The sequence below is a fragment of the Pseudomonas sp. R3-56 genome, assembly GCF_051132075.1.
Classification (GTDB): Bacteria; Pseudomonadota; Gammaproteobacteria; order Pseudomonadales; family Pseudomonadaceae; genus Aquipseudomonas.
In genome coordinates this window covers 4,359,015-4,375,000 of record NZ_CP071657.1, presented here as the reverse complement: position 1 = coordinate 4,375,000, position 15,986 = coordinate 4,359,015, and the positions used below count along the sequence as shown (strand labels likewise).

Genomic DNA, 15,986 nt, shown 5'->3' with positions numbered 1-15,986 from the left:
TAACAGGCTGATACCGCCCAAGAGTTCATATCGACGGCGGTGTTTGGCACCTCGATGTCGGCTCATCACATCCTGGGGCTGAAGCCGGTCCCAAGGGTATGGCTGTTCGCCATTTAAAGTGGTACGCGAGCTGGGTTTAGAACGTCGTGAGACAGTTCGGTCCCTATCTGCCGTGGACGTTTGAGATTTGAGAGGGGCTGCTCCTAGTACGAGAGGACCGGAGTGGACGAACCTCTGGTGTTCCGGTTGTCACGCCAGTGGCATTGCCGGGTAGCTATGTTCGGAAAAGATAACCGCTGAAAGCATCTAAGCGGGAAACTTGCCTCAAGATGAGATCTCACTGGGACCTTGAGTCCCCTGAAGGGCCGTCGAAGACTACGACGTTGATAGGCAGGGTGTGTAAGCGCTGTGAGGCGTTGAGCTAACCTGTACTAATTGCCCGTGAGGCTTGACCATATAACACCCAAGCAATTTGCTGATCCTGCTCTGGAAACGGAGAAAGGCACCAGATTGCGGTGTGTGAAGACGAAATGAACCGAAAGTTCGAGTCAAAACCCACAAACTATCGCATACCCATTCGCTGGAACGTGACCGTAAGGCACGCGCTGGCTACCGAATTTCTTGACGACCATAGAGCATTGGAACCACCTGATCCCATCCCGAACTCAGAAGTGAAACGATGCATCGCCGATGGTAGTGTGGGGTTTCCCCATGTGAGAGTAGGTCATCGTCAAGATTAAATTCCGAAACCCCTATCTGCTGACGCAGGTAGGGGTTTTGTTTTTGCATTAAAAAAAATTGACCTGAGGGACATCCTCTTAAACACCATTAATCAAGCCCCAGGTACCGGGCAGCTCAGGTCTCCTTCTTCGCAGTTGAGGTACGTCTTGAACGCCTCTACTCGCGCCTTCGTCAGGGCTGTAATGCAGTCATTCTGAATCATCGGATAGACGCTCCCCCCTTCGACACCAGAAGCAGAAAAGCTGCATTCGGCGTCACGGAAGTCAATCCAGGCTCGCTGTGCCTTGACCAGCAATTGCTTGGCCTCGGCATTGTCTTTCAAACGCGCTGTGATCTGTTTGTACAGACTGTTCAGTTCCTTGTCGGCGGCCTTGGTCTCTTGGGCTGCACACTGGTTCATGTCGCCTTGGGTCGTGGCGTTGGTACAAACGTCAGCCTGGACAGCGCCAATGAACAACAGCGGAATCAGGGGCAGCAACAAACGGGTGTACATCATCAAGCTCTCCATGAGGGGTAAAAACTGCTGGAGGAGTGTAACCAAACAAGGCGTTGATACAACTTTACGGTTGGCCTTGTGGTCTTACAGGCCTAATGTTGAACACAGGAGGTGACGACCCATGCATCTGTCTGATCGTATCGAAAGAAAGATCTTGTTGAAGGCGCCGCGTTCGCAGGTCTGGCGAGCCCTGGCCAATGCTGAAGCCTTCGGCCAATGGTTTGGCGTGGATCTCGCGGGCAAGCGGTTTGTTGCCGGTGAGCGCACCCAAGGGCAGATTACCTATCCGGGTTATGAGCATCTTGTGTGGGATGTCCTGGTGGAGCGTGTCGAACCCGAGCGAGTGTTCTCGTTTCGCTGGCATCCTTACGCTGTGGAGCCGCAGACCGACTATTCCCAAGAGTCCGAGACGCGTGTGCAATTCGAGCTTGAGGACATGGGCGGTGGCACCCTTCTGAAGGTAGTGGAGTCAGGATTCAATGACATTCCCGAGGCGCGTCGACTCAAGGCTTTCCGAATGGACAGTCGTGGTTGGGATGAACAGATGGCCAATATTGAAGAGTATCTGAACAAGCCATGATGGATCCCAAGGACCGAAAGCAGGCTTTGAAACGCCGGTTACCTGACCGGGCTAAGGGTTTCCGGAAGGGGTGATATGGCGAATGTCTTACACAGGTTAGTAGCTATGTCCTCTGTTTCACTTTGGATCCGACGCGTAATCTAGCCTCATCCACTGAAGCACAGGAAGTGCTCAGGATCAGGGACGATCGACCTTGCAAGGATGGCTACCGACAGGGAGTCGTAATGGTCTTGGAAAAACCCGCTTCGGCGGGTTTTTTTTCGCCTGTAGAAAAGTAACAGTGGCGCATAGCGAAACGCTTACGTTGCGACGCTGCTTTCTCGTCTTTTTCTGCCTATTGATCCCCTCTAATCTACATCCATCCACTGAGTACAGGGAGTGCTTGGGGTCATGGATGATGGGACCCGGCATGGAGTGCCTGACAGGAAGTCAATCTGGTCCTTGAAAAACCCGCCTAGGCGGGTTTTTTTTCGTCCAAAGAATAACCCCATCATGCCAGGCGCCGTCCCATGGTGCGGTCAGCGCCATCAGCAGCGAGAGTCTGGGCACCGGGAGTACGGTCAGCGCCATCAGCGGCGAGAGTCTGGCCACCAGGAGTGCGATCCGCGCCGTCTGCTGCCACTGACTGCGAAGGCTCTGGCGACTGGGTAAAGAATCGATCCTGTTGCTGGCTTGGCAATGCGAAAACGCTAGCGCTCAGGACAAGGCTGGTAACGGCGATCAAGGAATTGAAAGTTTTCATGGCAATGACTCCGGTCGTATCAAAGGGTTGAGTGCCGGGTCGTTCAGATGTCGAAATCTGCTGAACCCGTTGCAGCCCGGACGGTTGTCTTGCTGCATGGGTTCAGAGTAGGGGCGAGGTGGCTAGGGTCGTTAGTCGGATACTGCCCTCGGTTTGCCTGATCCTGTTTGTATGCAGAATCAGGCGCTGCTCGCTTGCAACGCCTGGGCGCGAAGGCGAGCGACGTCCTTGCTCGGTGAGGCGCCGAATAGACGGCTGTATTCACGGCTGAACTGCGAGGGGCTCTCGTAGCCCATCTTGTAGCCGATTGACGAAACATCGCTGTTCTCCGCCAGCAGCAGTCGTCGGGCTTCCTGCAGGCGTAACTGCTTCTGGTATTGCAGCGGGCTCATGGCGGTCACGGCCTTGAAGCGATGATGCAGTGCCGAGGGACTCAGATTGATCATCTGCGCCAGGCTGTCGATGCTCAATGGTTCGGCGTAATGGGTGTTAAGCCACTCGATGGCGCGGCTGATGCGGTGGGTCTGGGTGTCAGGAATAGCGATTTCGTGCAGCCGCCTGCCCTGGGCGCCCCGCAACAGTCGATAGAAAATCTCTTTCTGGGCCAGTGGCGCGAGGGTGGCGATGTCGTCCGGGCTGTCGAGCAGTCGCAGCAAACGCAGCATTGCGTCGAGCAGCGGCTCGTCGATGCGGTCCAGGAACAATCCGCGATCGGCTCTTTCACTCGGTACGCCAATTGGGCTGGCATCGGCGATCAACTGGCAGATCTGTGCCGGGTCGATGTCCAGGCGTATGCACAAGTACGGTTGCTCGGGGCTGGCCTCGATTACCTGGCCGGCCAGCGGCAGCGTCACAGAGACCACCAGGTAATTGAGCGGATCGTAAACGTAGCGCTCGTCAGACAGCGTGACTTCCTTGCGCCCCTGGACAATCACGCACAGCCCGGGCTTGTGCACAACGTGCAAGGCCTCGGTGGGTTGATCGCTGCGGATCAGGTGCAAGGCCTCGATGGCCGTTGCGTGGACACCATATTCCGGTGCGAAGCGCTTCATCAGGTTCGCCAGCTCGGCGCGACGCTGATCTACGCCGTTAACGGGCGTGATGGTGATGGACGTGGATACCGACATGCCGATCAATCTCCCTGGCCAATTTAATGGATCGCGCTAGTAAAGCTGATTGCAGCCGTAACGACCAGAGGCGTTATCGTTACAGGATCGTGCAAATGCGCAGGAGAATCCGGCTAACCGAAGCGCCTGACACCCTCCTAATCTGGACCTGTCAAAACGCTCCCACCGGGGGCCAACGCATCCAGACGAGGAAACCATCATGTCCGATATTCAAAACAAAGTAGTGGTCATCACTGGCGCCAGCAGCGGGATTGGTGAGGCGGCAGCACGGTTGTTGGCGGCCCGCGGGGCTTGCGTGGTGCTTGGCGCCCGGCGCGTGGAGCGCTTGCAAGCGCTGGTGCAGGAACTTGAAGCCGCCGGTCACCGGGCTGCCTGCAAAGCCGTGGACGTGACCCGTCGCGACGATGTCCAGGGCCTGATCGATTTCGCCGTCGAGAAATTCGGCGGGCTTGACGTGATCATCAATAACGCCGGCGTCATGCCGCTCTCCAAGCTTGAGGCGCTGAAGGTCGAGGAATGGGACCGCATGATCGACGTCAACATCCGTGGCGTGCTCCACGGCATCGCCGCCGGTCTGCCGTTGATGCAGCGCCAGCGCAGCGGACAGTTCGTCAATATTGCCTCCATCGGTGCGTACACCGTCAGCCCGACTGCCGCTGTGTACTGCGCGACCAAATTTGCCGTACGGGCGATTTCCGAAGGCCTGTGCCAGGAGGTGGGTGGGGATGTCCGCGTGACGGTGATTTCCCCCGGCGTGACCGAGTCGGAACTGGCGGAAAGCATTTCCGACGAAGGCGGACGGGCCGAGATGCGCGAGTTCCGCAGGATCGCCATCCCCGCCGAGGCCATCGCTCGGGCAATTGCCTATGCGATCGAGCAACCGGCAGACGTGGACGTCAGCGAACTGGTGGTGCGGCCGACGGCCAGCCCATTTTAAAACCTGGCGACCACTAGGAGACGTCCCGTGAGAAAGGCATTTGGAGATCAGGACAAATTTGTCGGCCTATGGGTGACGGCCGATGGCGTGATTCGCCATCGGTTGCTTCCGGGCGGGCGCTACGACGAAGCACGGGGCACTCGGGAGAGTGCCTACGAGGGCGACTATTGGCTGCAGGACGACCATATCGAATACCACGACGATACGGGTTTCACCGCCGACGGGGATTTTCGCGATGGCGTGCTGTATCACGCCGGAATGGTGCTGTATCGCCAGGAGGAATAGGCCATCCAAGCCAGGCACCGGATTGCTGTGCCTGGCTGAACCTGCCGCTACGCTGATTCCAAGCGTGCCGCAGCCCGCTGGGTGATCTGCGAGCGCACGCGGAACGATTCCGCCGAACGCCGGTTGGCCTCTTCGAGCACCAGCGTCGGCGCGGTGTCCGGGGAACCTGCGGCGAACGGCGGAGCCGGTGCGTATTCAAGCTGCAATTGGACCAGCTCAGCGGTGTCCCGGTCGAACAGCTCGGCCGCCAGGGTCAAGGCAAAATCGATTCCCGCGGTGATGCCGCCACCGGTAAGCAGGTTGCCGTCGCGGACCACACGGTCCTTGACCGGCGTCGCCCCCAGCGGCTGCAACAAACTGTGGAAGGCCCAGTGGGTAGTGGCGCGCTTGCCGCGCAACAATCCCGCCGCGCCGAGTACCAGCGCACCGGTGCACACCGAGGTGATGTATTTGGCGTGAGTGGCCTGGCGTTTGATGAAGGCCAGGGTCTGCTCGTCTTCCATCAACGGACCGACGCCGCTACCACCGGGGACACAAATGACGTCGAGCTTCGGACAGTCCTCGAAGGTGGTGGTTGGCAGCAGGACCAAGCCCGTGCTGGAGGTAACCGGCGGCAGGTCTTTCCAGACCAGATGCACTTTCACATCTGGCAGCGAAGCCAGCACGTCAAAAGGCCCGGTGAGGTCCAACTGCTGAACCTGGGGGAATAACAGAAAACCGATCTGCAACGTCATGTCGCTTGCTCCTTTGGATGATTGCCCGAGAGGGTGGACGGTTTGACTTTAGACTCGTAGGATCTGGCGTATTCGCCAATAAGCCCTCGAATCACGCCAATATGCCAAACACAGCAAAAACCGTTCATGTGCTGGCCTTCGCCAACGTACAAGTGCTGGATGTCACCGGGCCTCTGCAGGTCTTCGCGTCGGCCAATGATCTGGTTCGCGGACAAGGCTTGCCGGCGCCGTATGCGCCGACTGTTATTGCTGCGGGTGGCGGGGCGGTGATGTCGTCGGCGGGGTTGGCGCTGATGGCCGAACCACTGCCCAGCGAGGGCAGTGACACCTTGTTGATTGCCGGCGGTTGGGGCGTGTACGAAGCCGCGAAAGATCCTGCGCTGGTGGCCTGGGTCAAGGGCCAGGGAGCGCGTTCGCGAAGGGTCGCATCGGTGTGTACCGGGGCGTTTCTGCTGGCGGCCAGTGGCTGGCTGGACGGACGCCGGGTGGCGACCCACTGGACCCGTTGTGAACAGCTGGCCCGGCAACATCCAGAACTGCAGGTCGAACCCAATCCGATTTTCATCAAGGATGGTTCGGTCTGGACCTCGGCTGGAGTCACGGCCGGCATTGACCTGGCGTTGGCGCTGGTCGAAGAGGACCTGGGCCGGGCGATGGCGCTGGAAGTCGCGCGGCATCTGGTGGTATTTCTCAAGCGCCCCGGGGGGCAGTCGCAGTTCAGCGCTACTTTGGCATTACAGGAGCAGGGCGGTCGTTTCGATAAACTGCACGCCTGGATCGCCGAAAATCTCACTCGCTACCTAGGCTTGTCGAGCCTGGCCGCCGAGGCCGGTATGAGCGAGCGCAGCTTTGTCCGTCATTACCGCGCCGAGACCGGCCAGACCCCGGCCCGTGCGGTGGAGCTGATCCGCGTGGAAACTGCCCGGCGGCTGCTCTGCGACAGTGCGGTGCCGATCAAGCGTGTCGCCCTGCAATGCGGCTTCGGCAGCGAAGAAACCTTGCGTCGCAGTTTTCTGCGGGGCATGGGCGTGACGCCCCAGGCTTATCGCGAGCGGTTTGCGCTCAGCCCTCAAGCAAATCCAGCAATGCCCTGAGCGTGGCTTCAGGTGCTTCCTGAGGAATGTTATGGCCGACGCCGGCCAGCACGCGGCGCTCGTAGCGTCCGGTGAAATGCGCGGCATCTTCGTCGTGCTCGGGCGCGGGTCCCACGCCGTCATCTGCGCCGCACAGGGAAATACTCGGCACGCTGATGGCCGGTTGCGCCGCCAACTGTTCCTCCATCCATTCAAGCGTCGGATCTCCCGGCGCGTACATGAAGCGATGGCGATAGGAATGAATCACCACCTCGACAAAATCCGGATTATCAAACGAAGGCGCGCTCAGCGGATACAGCTCCGCACCGCGCGCCCAGGTCGGCGACCACAGGCGCCAGAGCAATTGGCACAGCTCGCGTCGGTTCTGCTTCAGGCCTTCGACGCCTCGGTCGGTGTGGAAGTAATACTGATACCACAAGCGGTATTCGGTTTCCGGGTCCAGTGGCTGGGTTGATCGAGGAATATTCTGCAGGTTGTAGCCATCGCCGGTGACCAGGCAGCGAACGCGCTCGGGCCACAACGCGGCGACAATGCACCCGGCGCGGCCACCCCAGTCATAGCCGCACAGCGCAGCCTGGGGAATGCCGAGTGTGTGCATCAGGTCCAGCAGGTCCTGGGCCAGTGCCGCTTGCTGGCCGGAGAGGGCAATCGCGGGATTGTTGAAACGGGTCGGGCCGTAGCCGCGCAGGTACGGCACGATGACTCGATAACCGCGTTGGGCCAAGGGCGGCGCAACCTCGTCAAAGGCCCGCGGATCGTAGGGAAAACCGTGCAGCAGGATAATCGGCTCGCCGCTGGCGGGGCCGTGTTCCTCATAGGCGATGCGCAGCAGCGGCGTTACCGCAAAATTGATCTTGGGCGCAGATGTCATGTCGGTCTCCGGCTTCACTCGGTTGGGGTCAGGCGGGTTCCTGGTTCACATATTTGGCCCGGTCTGGCGTGAATGTCACGATCATGCTCGTGTTGGAGCAGGTCAGGGTGCGTTCCTCGGCCAGGTCGATGTCCAGGTCTTCGCCGCGCAGGCCCTGCCATTGGGCCAGGTACTTGAGGCAACCGAACTTGGCGGTCTTCTTCAGGCTGCGGCTGACCCCGCCTTTCCAGCCCAGCACCGGCAGCTCTCCGGCGAGACAACGTTGCGCCAGTTCAGGGAACCTCTGCGCCCGGTCGCGGCCGACTTCCCAGCATTTGATCAAGCCCTTGTCCGGGCCGTCCCAGAGTTCTTCGCGGCTCAGCCCGGTGAGGGGTTCGGTGGTGATGGGACGTTGGATATGCGTCATGGTCGGGTCCTTGAGTCGGGTTCTTATCGGGCAGCTCCGCTGCACCCGTGAGTGCGTCGATCTTAGGAGAGGGGGGCGGGGCTGGCAACCAGGAGTCACTCAAAGGCGTTTAGCTTTGGCGAAAAGCAGATCCCCCGTGGCGAGGGAGCTTGCTCCCGCTCGGCTGCGCAGCAGTCGTCGCTTTTCAATCCGGAATTTTTGGGGTCGCTGCGCAACCCAGCGGGAGCAAGCTCCCTCGCCACGGGTTTGGTGGTCCTACAAAAAATTTGGCGAATCAGAATTTTCCGACGAGTCGTGGCGGTTGGTGGTTCGGAAGTTGTGGGGATAGGCTTTGGTCGTCGCTGCAAAATCAGCGACCGGGCTTGGTCGTCCGGGTTTAGAATGGCGCATTGTCTGCTTTATGGCTGACTGTGCGTGGGAGGGCTGCGGGCCCTGCCGGGTATCCATTCCCTGGTCGACCAACCTGCGCACAGTTCGCCACCCTCTGCTTGGTCGCGGAAATGGCGAACTCCACTTTTGAATGGAGCCGTACGTCATGGTCAAGACCACCCCCAATCCCCCAGAAAAAGCCGAAAACCTGTCCGGCCATCCCAACCCCGACACCCAGGACGGCCAGATATTTTCCGTCGTCGCGGACATCAACACCGAATCCATACTGACCACCCTCAGCGAAACCCTGGCCTCGGCCAACGCCATGGCCAGCGACCTGGCGTTCGATCTGGAAGGCTCCCGACGGCATGTCGCGCTGGGGCTTCAGCAGTTGATCGAGTTGGGAACGCTGCTGGCCAACCGAGCGCTGGATAACATCGAACTGGCGGAGCCACCGCGCTAGCCGGAGCACTGCAGGCCTTGTGGTGAGGGGATAAATGCCCTCACCACAAGGGATAATCAAAATCCCTCACGGCTGCCAATGATTTTTCTCCCCGCTCAACCTGCGGTCCAGGAAACTCGCCGCGCTGATCAGCGCCAGATGGCTCAGCGCCTGGGGCAGGTTGCCCAGGTGACAACCATGGCTGTCGAATTCCTCGGCATACAGCCCAAGCGGATTGGCGTAGCGCAGCAATTGTTCGAATTCCAGTTGGGCTTTCTCCACGCGGCCGGCGCGGGCCAGGCACTCGACGTACCAGAACGAGCAGGCGACGAACGAACCTTCGGTGCCGCTGAGGCCGTCGATCGAGCCGTCGTCGGTGCGGTAGCGATAGACCATGCCGTCGCGCACCAAATCTTTCTCGATGGCGTCCAGCGTTGACAGCCAGCGCGGGTCGCGGGCACTGACGAAGCGCACCAGCGGCATCAACAGCATCGAGCCGTCAAGGGCGGTGCTGCCCAGGCGCTGGACGAAGTGCTGGTGTTCGTCGTTCCAGAAATTCGTCCAGATGTCTTCATAGATGGCCTGTCGAGTCTCGTCCCAACGCGCGAACGGGGCGGGCAGGGAACGTTTGCTCGCCAGGCGGATGGCCCGGTCCACCGCCACCCAGCACATCAGCCGCGAATGCAGGAAATGCTGCTCCTCGCCGCGCATTTCCCAGATGCCCACGTCCTTGTCCCGCCAGATTTCGCACACTTGGTCGACCACATCGACCGTGTGTTTCCAGCCTTGGTGGGAGATGGCTTCGCCGTATTTGTTGACCAGGTACACCGCATCCATCAACTCGCCGAAGATGTCCAACTGCACCTGCTGGTAGGCGAGGTTGCCGATGCGCACCGGTCGCGCGTTGCCGTAGCCGCTCAGGTGCGTCAGCTCGGTTTCCGGGAGTTCGAGCCGGCCGTCCAGGCCGTAGAGGATGTTGAGCTTGGTCGGTTGTTCGCGGCAGTCGCTGACCCGGCCGCGCAGCCAGCGCATATAGGCGTTGGCTTCGTCGACAAAGCCCAGGCGCATGAACGCGTAGACGGTGAAGGAGGCATCGCGGATCCAGGTGTAGCGGTAATCCCAGTTGCGTTCGCCGCCGCGTGTTTCCGGCAGGCCGAAGGTGGCGGCGGCGAGGATCGCGCCCTGTTTGCGCGAGGTCAGCAGCTTCAGCGCCAACGCCGAGCGGTTGACCATTTCCCGCCAGCGACCACGGTAGTTGGATTGGCCGATCCAGCCGCGCCAGAACGCCAGGGTTCTCTCCAGGCACAGGGCACTGGTGTCGTCCACCAGGCGCGGGTCGTCGATGCCACCCAAGAGAAATTCAGCGGTCTGGCCTTGGCCCAGGGTGAACTCGGCCACCGCCGCCTGGCCCTCCAGGGTCATGGGTTGGTCGGCGCACAGGCGCAGGCTCGGTTGCTGCGGGGCCTCGAAGATGACGTGGTCGCCGTCCTGGCGCGCGGTAGTCGCGGCGCGTGAATAATCATGGCGCACCGCGCAGCGCATGCGAAACGTCGCGCTGCCGACCGTCATGCGCACTCGGCGCATCAAGACCGGCAAATCATCCTCGCTGTCGCCAATGGGTAGCAGATCGGTGATTTCCACCACCACGCCATCGCTCAGCCAGCGGGTCTGCAGGACATTGGTGTCGGGCAGGTAGATTTGCTGGCGACGGGCATCCGGCAAATCCGGAGCAAGCTGGAAGATGCCCGCCTCAGGGGTGTCGAGCAGCGAGCAGAAGATCGACGGGCTGTCGAATTCCGGCCAGCAGAAAAAATCCACGCTGCCCCGATCGTTGACCAGCGCCGCCGTGCGCATGTCACCGATGATGCCGTGGTTCTCGATCGGGCTCTGCGGTTCGTCATGATCAGCCATTGCCGCGGAACCCCGGATAGAGGCTCATCCCGCCATCGATGAACAGCGTGGTGCCCACCACATAATCGGACAGGTCCGACGCCAGCCAGACTACCGCGTTGGCGACATCCTCCACATTGCCGACCCGGCCGTAGGGAATCAGCTGCAACAGCTCCTGTTCCTTGTCGCCCTCCATGGCCTCACGGTTGATGGCTGTGCGGATGGCGCCGGGGGCGATGCTGTTGATGCGGATGCGCTGGTGGCTGGTTTCCTGGGCCAGGGTCTGCATGAGCTGATCGATGCCGCCCTTGGACGCCGCGTAATTGACGTGGCCGGCCCAGGGGATGCGCTGGTGCACCGAACTCATGTGGATGATCTTGCCGGCGGCCTGGGACACACCCTGGCGAATGCCCTGGCGGTTGAAAATGCGCAAGGCCGCGCGGGCGCAAAGGAACTGGCCGGTGAGATTGACGCCGATGACGGTGTTCCAGTCTTCCAGACTCATGTCGACGGCGGCGGCGTCTTTTTGCAGGCCGGAGTTGGCGACCAGGATGTCCAGCGCGCCGAACGCGTCCAGGGTCTGGGCGAACAGCCGCTCGACGTCCTGCTCCTTCGACACATCGGCACCGATGGCGATGGCTCGGCCACCGCTGTCGTTGATCTCGCGGGCCAGGTCTTCGGCGGGTCCGGCGCTGGAATGGTAATTGAGCACCACGGCGGCACCGGCCGCCGCCAGCGCCCGGGCCGCACCGGCGCCAATGCCGGAGCTGGCGCCGGTAACCAGAGCAACTTGTCGGGCAAGAGAAATCTGCATGGGATAGCACCTTGAACTGAGGGCCTTACTTGCTGACTGACGACAGGCGCGCAGAGTTCATTTGCAGGCGGCAGTCTTCACATTTCACCGACAGTTTTGCGCTTTCCCCGGCACCGTCCTTTGTGGCAAGTTGCAGGCCCTTGTTGAGGCGGCATCCCATGGCAAATCCTTATCGTGAACTGTTCAGCGCACCTGGCAGCCGTGGCTTCGTGCTGGCGGGAATGATCGCGCGCATGCCGATATCGATGACCGGGATCGGCGTGATCACCATGCTTGCGCAGCTCAAGGGCGGCTACGGATTGGCCGGTGCGGTGGCGGCGACGTTTGCCTTGGCGACGGCGTTCTGCGCGCCACAGGTGTCGCGGCTGGTCGACCGTTTTGGCCAGGGGCGGGTCTTGCCACTAGCGGCGCTGCTGGGTGGCGGGGCGTTGCTGATGCTGCTGTTGTGCACGCGCTTGCAGGCGCCCCAGTGGACGCTGTTCCTGTTCGCCGCCCTGGCCGGTTGCATGCCCAGCATGTCGGCCATGGTGCGGGCGCGCTGGACCGAGGTGTATCGCGGCCAGCCGCAGCTGCGCACTGCCTATGCGCTGGAGTCAGTGTTGGACGAGGTCTGCTTCATCGTCGGACCGCCGCTGTCGGTGGGGTTGTGCGTGGTGGCGTTCCCGGAGGCTGGGCCGCTGGCCTCGGTGTTGCTGCTGGCGATCGGCGTAACGGCGTTTGTCCTGCAGCGCGGCACCGAGCCGCCGGTGCACCCGCATCAGGCGCATCACCAGGGTTCGATCATCAGCTCAAGCGACGTGCTTTTGCTGCTGCTGTTGATGGTCGCCATGGGCGTCATCGTCGGGGTGGTGGACGTAGTCAGCGTGGCGTTCGCCCAGCATCAGGGGCAACCGGCGGCGGCGAGCATTGTGCTGTCGGTCTATGCCATCGGCTCGTGCCTGGCCGGCCTGGCGTTCGGCGCGCTGCGCTCGAAACTGCCGTTGCCGCGATTGTTCCTGTACGGCGGGGTGGCGACGGCGCTAACCACGCTGCCGCTGTTGTTGGCGAGCAATATCCTCGGGCTGTCGCTGGCGGTATTTGTCGCGGGGTTGTTCTTCGCGCCGACGCTGATCGTCGCCATGGCCCTGGTGGAACGCATCGTGCCGCCGGCGCGGCTCACCGAAGGCCTGACCTGGCTGGTGACCGGGCTGAGCATCGGCGTGGCCATCGGCGCGGCCGGCTCGGGTTGGCTGGTGGATACGTATGGCGCGCGCAGTGGTTTCTGGTTGGCGATTGCGGCTGGGGCAGTGGTCCTGGGAGCGGCGGTGCAGAGTTATCGCCAGCAAAAATAAATGCACACCTTCTTGTGGCGAGGGAGCTTGCTCCCGCTGGGTTGCGTAGCGACCCCAAGGTTTGCGCCTGCTGCGCAGTCGAGCGGGAGCAAGCTCCCTCGCCACGAAAGCAAACTTCGGACGCTACCAACCCCGCCCCGAATTCACCCAGAAATTCACTGACAGCGAAGTGGCCACCGATTCCACCTGATGAAACCAGCCCTCCGGCAAAAACAGCAAATCCCCAGCCTCCAGCGTCACCCGCAGGAATGTCACGTCGCGGGCGTGGGGGAAACGCTCATAGTCCGGCGCGTCCGGGTTGAAGTCGCAACCGTCCAGCCCGCCCTGGGGCGCGGTCGACCAGGTGCCCAGGGCCTCGCGGTGGTGGGGGGCGGCGAGGGTGAAGGTTTTCTGGCCCCAGACCTGGGCGAACAGGTTATCGGTGTCGTCGCGGTGCAGCGGTGTGAGGGTGCCCTTGGGGCCGATCCAGATGCGCGGCGGGATGAACAGCGACGGATCGAAGTAGGGTGGGTACTTGATCAGCTCCATCAACTGTGCCGGCAAGATATTGTTGCCCATGTAGGCTGGCGGCTCGCCGTCCGCACCCTTGGCGGCCGGGTTGTCGAGGGACTCGATGAAGTCGGCCATGGATGTCGAGCGAAAATCGCGCTCGGTGGAAAAGGTTTTTTTCACGTAGTCGCCGTGGCGGGTGATGCCTTGCAGCTGGGCAAAATGCACCAGGGATTCTTCCCGGCTGAGCTTGAACAAGGGCCAGTCCTGCAGCGCGTCGCTGATCACCAGCGGAATGCCATGGGGCAGGTAGCGTGCCTGGAAATCCCTCACCGACAGTTCGCTGCGCGGCCGCCGCTCGACGCTGCGTTGGGTCGGCAGGCTCGCGGTGAGGGTTTCGCTGAAGCGCGGCGGGGTCGGGTAGCGTTTGTTCATGTCGACCTTTTCCGCCGGGCGGCTGCCATTGCGGGCGTGATCAATGATCTGCGGCAGCAACGTCGCCAGGCCCATGTTGCCATCGATCTTAAGGCGGCCGCTGGCGAACAGTTCCTCGACATTGGCCAGGCCGGCCATGATCCCGAGAAAATCCTTTTCCGCGATTTCGATGGTCACGTCGGGGCTGCTGTGCCGACCAGCCTGGGTGTGGCTGCTGGCTTTGACCTCGGACCAGTACGCCTGATGCGGGCCGAACACGAATTGGAAAACGCCGTCGATACCAACGGCGCCGGCGTTGGCGAACAGTTTGCCCAGGATGGTTTGCAGGTCCACGGCGGTCACTCTTGTGGGTTTTGGTCTTAGCAGGTAACGAGGGCCTGGACCAGAAATTTAGCCCTCGCGCCTGACCATCGCCCTAGCGTGTCGCGACGATGAACACCCTCGGGAACGGCAGCAGGACCGACCCATCGTCCAGGGCCGGATAGGCCTGTTCGATGGCCTTGAGGTATTGCTGCAGATAGTCCTCGCGCTGCGCTTCGTCCAGCGGCTCGAGGAATGGCCGCAGGCCGCTGCCCTTGAACCACTCCACGACCCCCGAGGCGCCACCGGCCAGCGGGTGATGGTAGGTGGTGCGCCACACATCGACGCGGGTGCAGTGGGGTTTGAGGATCGAGTAATAAGTGCTGGCATCCTCCACCTCGGTCCGCGAATCCGCCGCGCCGGCCAGTTGGCTGGCCCAGGGGCCGCTGGCAGCAATGTCACGCATCAAGCGATGGGACGGTTGGTGCAGAGTGTCAGGCATCTGGACGGCCAGGCTGCCGCCAGCGGCGAGTTTGTCCACCAGCGACGGCAGCAGGGTGGCGTGGTCGGGAAGCCATTGCAGCACAGCGTTGGCGAAGATCACGTCGAAGGGGCCGCTTTCGTTCCAGCGCCCGATATCGGCGGTGTCGAATGTCACGCCGGGCAAGCGCTTACGGGCGGCTTCGACCATGTCGGCGGAACTGTCCAGGGCACGCACCGTTGCGCCGGGAAAGTGATCGACCAGCAGCTCGGTGGAGTTGCCGGGGCCGCAGCCCAGGTCGATGACCTGACGCGCCTGTACCGGCGGGATGGCCGCCAGCAGATCGCGGGACGGGCGGGTGCGTTCCTGTTCGAACGCGACATATTGTTGGGCGGACCAGCTCATTGTGTTCTCCTTAAGGGCAGACCAGGCCATCGGGCGTGCAGTATAAGACGCATCCGGGCGAAGGGCCGGTGACTAATTCTTTACGGCCCGGCCTCGTTATTCCTTTTATACAAACGATCGGAGAAAACCGCAGTGACCCAACTGACCCTGCTGTGTCTGCCGTATTCCGGCGCCAGCGCGATGGTTTACAGCCGCTGGCGGCGCAAGGTGCCGCAGTGGCTGACGGTGCAGCCGGTGGAGTTGCCGGGGCGTGGGGCGCGTTTCGCCGAGCCGCTGCACACCGACATGGGGCCCTTGGCCAAGCAATTGGCGCGGGAGCTGGCTCCGACCCTCCAGGCCCCTTACGCCTTGTTCGGCCACAGCCTGGGCGCGCTGCTGGCCTGTGAAATCGCTCATGCCTTGCGTGAGCTGGGCTGCCCGGAGCCGGTGGCGCTGTTTGCCTCGGGCACCGCTGCGCCGACGATGCGCGCCGACTATGACCGGGGTTTCGCCGAGCCGAAAACCGATGCCGAACTGATCGACCAGCTGCGTACCCTCAACGGTACCAGCGAAGAGGTGCTGGCCAATGAAGAGCTGATGGCTTTGACCTTGCCGGTACTGCGCGCGGACTTCCTGCTCTGTGGCCGCTACCAGCCAAGGCTTCGGTCACCGCTCAACTGCCCCGTGCACGTACTCGGCGGCACCGCCGATAAGGCCACCACCGAACAGTTGATCGGCTGGAGCCGCGAAACCAGCGGCAGCTTCTCCGTGGATATGCTGGCGGGCGGGCACTTCTTCATCCATGAACACGAGGCCAGGGTGCTGCGGCTGATCAAGGATCAGCTGAGCGTGCATCACCGGCGACACGGGTTGGCAATCAGCGCATAACCGATTCAAGACCCGCTTTTGTGGCGAGGGAGCTTGCTCCCGCTGGGCGGCGAAGCCGCCCCAAAAGAGATGGCGCATTAAGCCAGGCAGACCGCATCAGCCGGTTTACGACTGCTGCGCAGCCGAGCGGGAGCAAGCTCCCTCGCCACG

The 15,986-nt window shown here is 61.8% G+C and carries 16 protein-coding genes and 2 rRNA genes (1 of these 18 only partly in view); 9 read left to right on the top strand and 9 right to left on the bottom strand.

The window, feature by feature from the left end:
• Nucleotides 1-456, top strand: a 23S ribosomal RNA gene (locus tag J3P96_RS19720); it begins 2,436 nt to the left of the window's first position.
• Between the two features lie 164 nt (nucleotides 457-620).
• Nucleotides 621-736: ribosomal RNA gene (rrf, locus tag J3P96_RS19715) — 5S ribosomal RNA — on the top strand.
• A gap of 96 nt (nucleotides 737-832) precedes the next feature.
• Here rrf and J3P96_RS19710 read toward each other — a convergent pair.
• Entirely contained in the window at nucleotides 833-1,234 is a 402-nt protein-coding gene (locus tag J3P96_RS19710) for a lysozyme inhibitor LprI family protein (protein ID WP_434658267.1), read from the bottom strand.
• Between the two features lie 124 nt (nucleotides 1,235-1,358).
• On the opposite strand from J3P96_RS19710, the gene J3P96_RS19705 reads away from it, so the two are divergent.
• Nucleotides 1,359-1,817, top strand: a complete 459-nt coding sequence (locus J3P96_RS19705; RefSeq protein ID WP_434653100.1) for an SRPBCC family protein — start codon at nucleotides 1,359-1,361, stop codon at nucleotides 1,815-1,817.
• A 921-nt stretch (nucleotides 1,818-2,738) separates the two neighbouring features.
• Here J3P96_RS19705 and J3P96_RS19700 read toward each other — a convergent pair.
• Nucleotides 2,739-3,686: an AraC family transcriptional regulator N-terminal domain-containing protein gene (locus J3P96_RS19700; RefSeq protein WP_434653098.1), complete on the bottom strand. Its 948-nt coding sequence runs from the start codon at nucleotides 3,684-3,686 to the stop codon at nucleotides 2,739-2,741.
• 199 nt (nucleotides 3,687-3,885) lie between these two features.
• Between J3P96_RS19700 and J3P96_RS19695 the strand changes: the two genes are divergently transcribed.
• Together J3P96_RS19695 and J3P96_RS19690 are read left to right on the top strand one after the other, a co-directional pair.
• Nucleotides 3,886-4,623, top strand: coding sequence for an SDR family oxidoreductase (locus J3P96_RS19695; protein ID WP_434653096.1), 738 nt, complete (start codon nucleotides 3,886-3,888; stop codon nucleotides 4,621-4,623).
• 27 nt (nucleotides 4,624-4,650) lie between these two features.
• Entirely contained in the window at nucleotides 4,651-4,908 is a 258-nt protein-coding gene (locus tag J3P96_RS19690; RefSeq protein ID WP_434569274.1) for an Atu4866 domain-containing protein, read from the top strand.
• Between the two features lie 47 nt (nucleotides 4,909-4,955).
• On the opposite strand, the gene inhA is transcribed toward J3P96_RS19690, so the two are convergent.
• Nucleotides 4,956-5,642, bottom strand: coding sequence for an isonitrile hydratase (inhA, locus tag J3P96_RS19685; RefSeq protein WP_434653094.1), 687 nt, complete (start codon nucleotides 5,640-5,642; stop codon nucleotides 4,956-4,958).
• Between the two features lie 101 nt (nucleotides 5,643-5,743).
• On the opposite strand from inhA, the gene J3P96_RS19680 reads away from it, so the two are divergent.
• Nucleotides 5,744-6,736, top strand: a complete 993-nt coding sequence (locus J3P96_RS19680) for a GlxA family transcriptional regulator (RefSeq protein WP_434653092.1) — start codon at nucleotides 5,744-5,746, stop codon at nucleotides 6,734-6,736.
• Here J3P96_RS19680 and J3P96_RS19675 read toward each other — a convergent pair.
• Nucleotides 6,705-7,607, bottom strand: a complete 903-nt coding sequence (locus J3P96_RS19675) for an alpha/beta fold hydrolase (RefSeq protein WP_434653090.1) — start codon at nucleotides 7,605-7,607, stop codon at nucleotides 6,705-6,707. The genes J3P96_RS19680 and J3P96_RS19675 overlap by 32 nt on opposite strands.
• A gap of 28 nt (nucleotides 7,608-7,635) precedes the next feature.
• Nucleotides 7,636-8,013, bottom strand: coding sequence for a hypothetical protein (locus tag J3P96_RS19670; protein ID WP_434653088.1), 378 nt, complete (start codon nucleotides 8,011-8,013; stop codon nucleotides 7,636-7,638).
• A gap of 535 nt (nucleotides 8,014-8,548) precedes the next feature.
• On the opposite strand from J3P96_RS19670, the gene J3P96_RS19665 reads away from it, so the two are divergent.
• Complete coding sequence (locus tag J3P96_RS19665) at nucleotides 8,549-8,845, top strand: DUF6124 family protein (protein ID WP_434653086.1); 297 nt, start codon at nucleotides 8,549-8,551, stop codon at nucleotides 8,843-8,845.
• 66 nt (nucleotides 8,846-8,911) lie between these two features.
• Here J3P96_RS19665 and J3P96_RS19660 read toward each other — a convergent pair whose 3' ends face one another.
• Complete coding sequence (locus tag J3P96_RS19660; protein WP_434653084.1) at nucleotides 8,912-10,735, bottom strand: glycoside hydrolase family 15 protein; 1,824 nt, start codon at nucleotides 10,733-10,735, stop codon at nucleotides 8,912-8,914.
• Nucleotides 10,728-11,528, bottom strand: a complete 801-nt coding sequence (locus J3P96_RS19655) for an SDR family oxidoreductase (protein ID WP_434653082.1) — start codon at nucleotides 11,526-11,528, stop codon at nucleotides 10,728-10,730. Before J3P96_RS19655 ends, J3P96_RS19660 begins: the two co-directional genes overlap by 8 nt.
• A 158-nt stretch (nucleotides 11,529-11,686) precedes the next feature.
• On the opposite strand from J3P96_RS19655, the gene J3P96_RS19650 reads away from it, so the two are divergent.
• On the top strand, nucleotides 11,687-12,859 hold the full coding sequence (locus J3P96_RS19650) for an MFS transporter (RefSeq protein ID WP_434603390.1): 1,173 nt from the start codon (nucleotides 11,687-11,689) through the stop codon (nucleotides 12,857-12,859).
• Between the two features lie 123 nt (nucleotides 12,860-12,982).
• Here J3P96_RS19650 and J3P96_RS19645 read toward each other — a convergent pair whose 3' ends face one another.
• On the bottom strand, nucleotides 12,983-14,116 hold the full coding sequence (locus J3P96_RS19645) for a cupin-like domain-containing protein (protein ID WP_434653081.1): 1,134 nt from the start codon (nucleotides 14,114-14,116) through the stop codon (nucleotides 12,983-12,985).
• Between the two features lie 82 nt (nucleotides 14,117-14,198).
• The gene (tam, locus tag J3P96_RS19640; protein WP_434625014.1) at nucleotides 14,199-14,969 is read right to left on the bottom strand and encodes a trans-aconitate 2-methyltransferase; all 771 of its coding nucleotides are present in this window, start codon (nucleotides 14,967-14,969) and stop codon (nucleotides 14,199-14,201) included.
• Between the two features lie 132 nt (nucleotides 14,970-15,101).
• On the opposite strand from tam, the gene J3P96_RS19635 reads away from it, so the two are divergent.
• Nucleotides 15,102-15,836 (top strand): thioesterase II family protein, encoded by a 735-nt coding sequence (locus J3P96_RS19635; RefSeq protein ID WP_434569264.1) that lies wholly within the window; start codon nucleotides 15,102-15,104, stop codon nucleotides 15,834-15,836.
• Nucleotides 15,837-15,986 lie beyond the last annotated feature (150 nt).

Coding starts and splice junctions, on each gene's coding strand:
- J3P96_RS19710 (WP_434658267.1), bottom strand. CDS start 1,234: ATGTACACCCGTTTGTTGCTGCCCCTGATTCCGCTGTTGTTCATTGGC.
- J3P96_RS19705 (WP_434653100.1), top strand. CDS start 1,359: ATGCATCTGTCTGATCGTATCGAAAGAAAGATCTTGTTGAAGGCGCCG.
- J3P96_RS19700 (WP_434653098.1), bottom strand. CDS start 3,686: ATGTCGGTATCCACGTCCATCACCATCACGCCCGTTAACGGCGTAGAT.
- J3P96_RS19695 (WP_434653096.1), top strand. CDS start 3,886: ATGTCCGATATTCAAAACAAAGTAGTGGTCATCACTGGCGCCAGCAGC.
- inhA (WP_434653094.1), bottom strand. CDS start 5,642: ATGACGTTGCAGATCGGTTTTCTGTTATTCCCCCAGGTTCAGCAGTTG.
- J3P96_RS19680 (WP_434653092.1), top strand. CDS start 5,744: ATGCCAAACACAGCAAAAACCGTTCATGTGCTGGCCTTCGCCAACGTA.
- J3P96_RS19675 (WP_434653090.1), bottom strand. CDS start 7,607: ATGACATCTGCGCCCAAGATCAATTTTGCGGTAACGCCGCTGCTGCGC.
- J3P96_RS19670 (WP_434653088.1), bottom strand. CDS start 8,013: ATGACGCATATCCAACGTCCCATCACCACCGAACCCCTCACCGGGCTG.
- J3P96_RS19665 (WP_434653086.1), top strand. CDS start 8,549: ATGGTCAAGACCACCCCCAATCCCCCAGAAAAAGCCGAAAACCTGTCC.
- J3P96_RS19660 (WP_434653084.1), bottom strand. CDS start 10,735: ATGGCTGATCATGACGAACCGCAGAGCCCGATCGAGAACCACGGCATC.
- J3P96_RS19655 (WP_434653082.1), bottom strand. CDS start 11,528: ATGCAGATTTCTCTTGCCCGACAAGTTGCTCTGGTTACCGGCGCCAGC.
- J3P96_RS19650 (WP_434603390.1), top strand. CDS start 11,687: ATGGCAAATCCTTATCGTGAACTGTTCAGCGCACCTGGCAGCCGTGGC.
- tam (WP_434625014.1), bottom strand. CDS start 14,969: ATGAGCTGGTCCGCCCAACAATATGTCGCGTTCGAACAGGAACGCACC.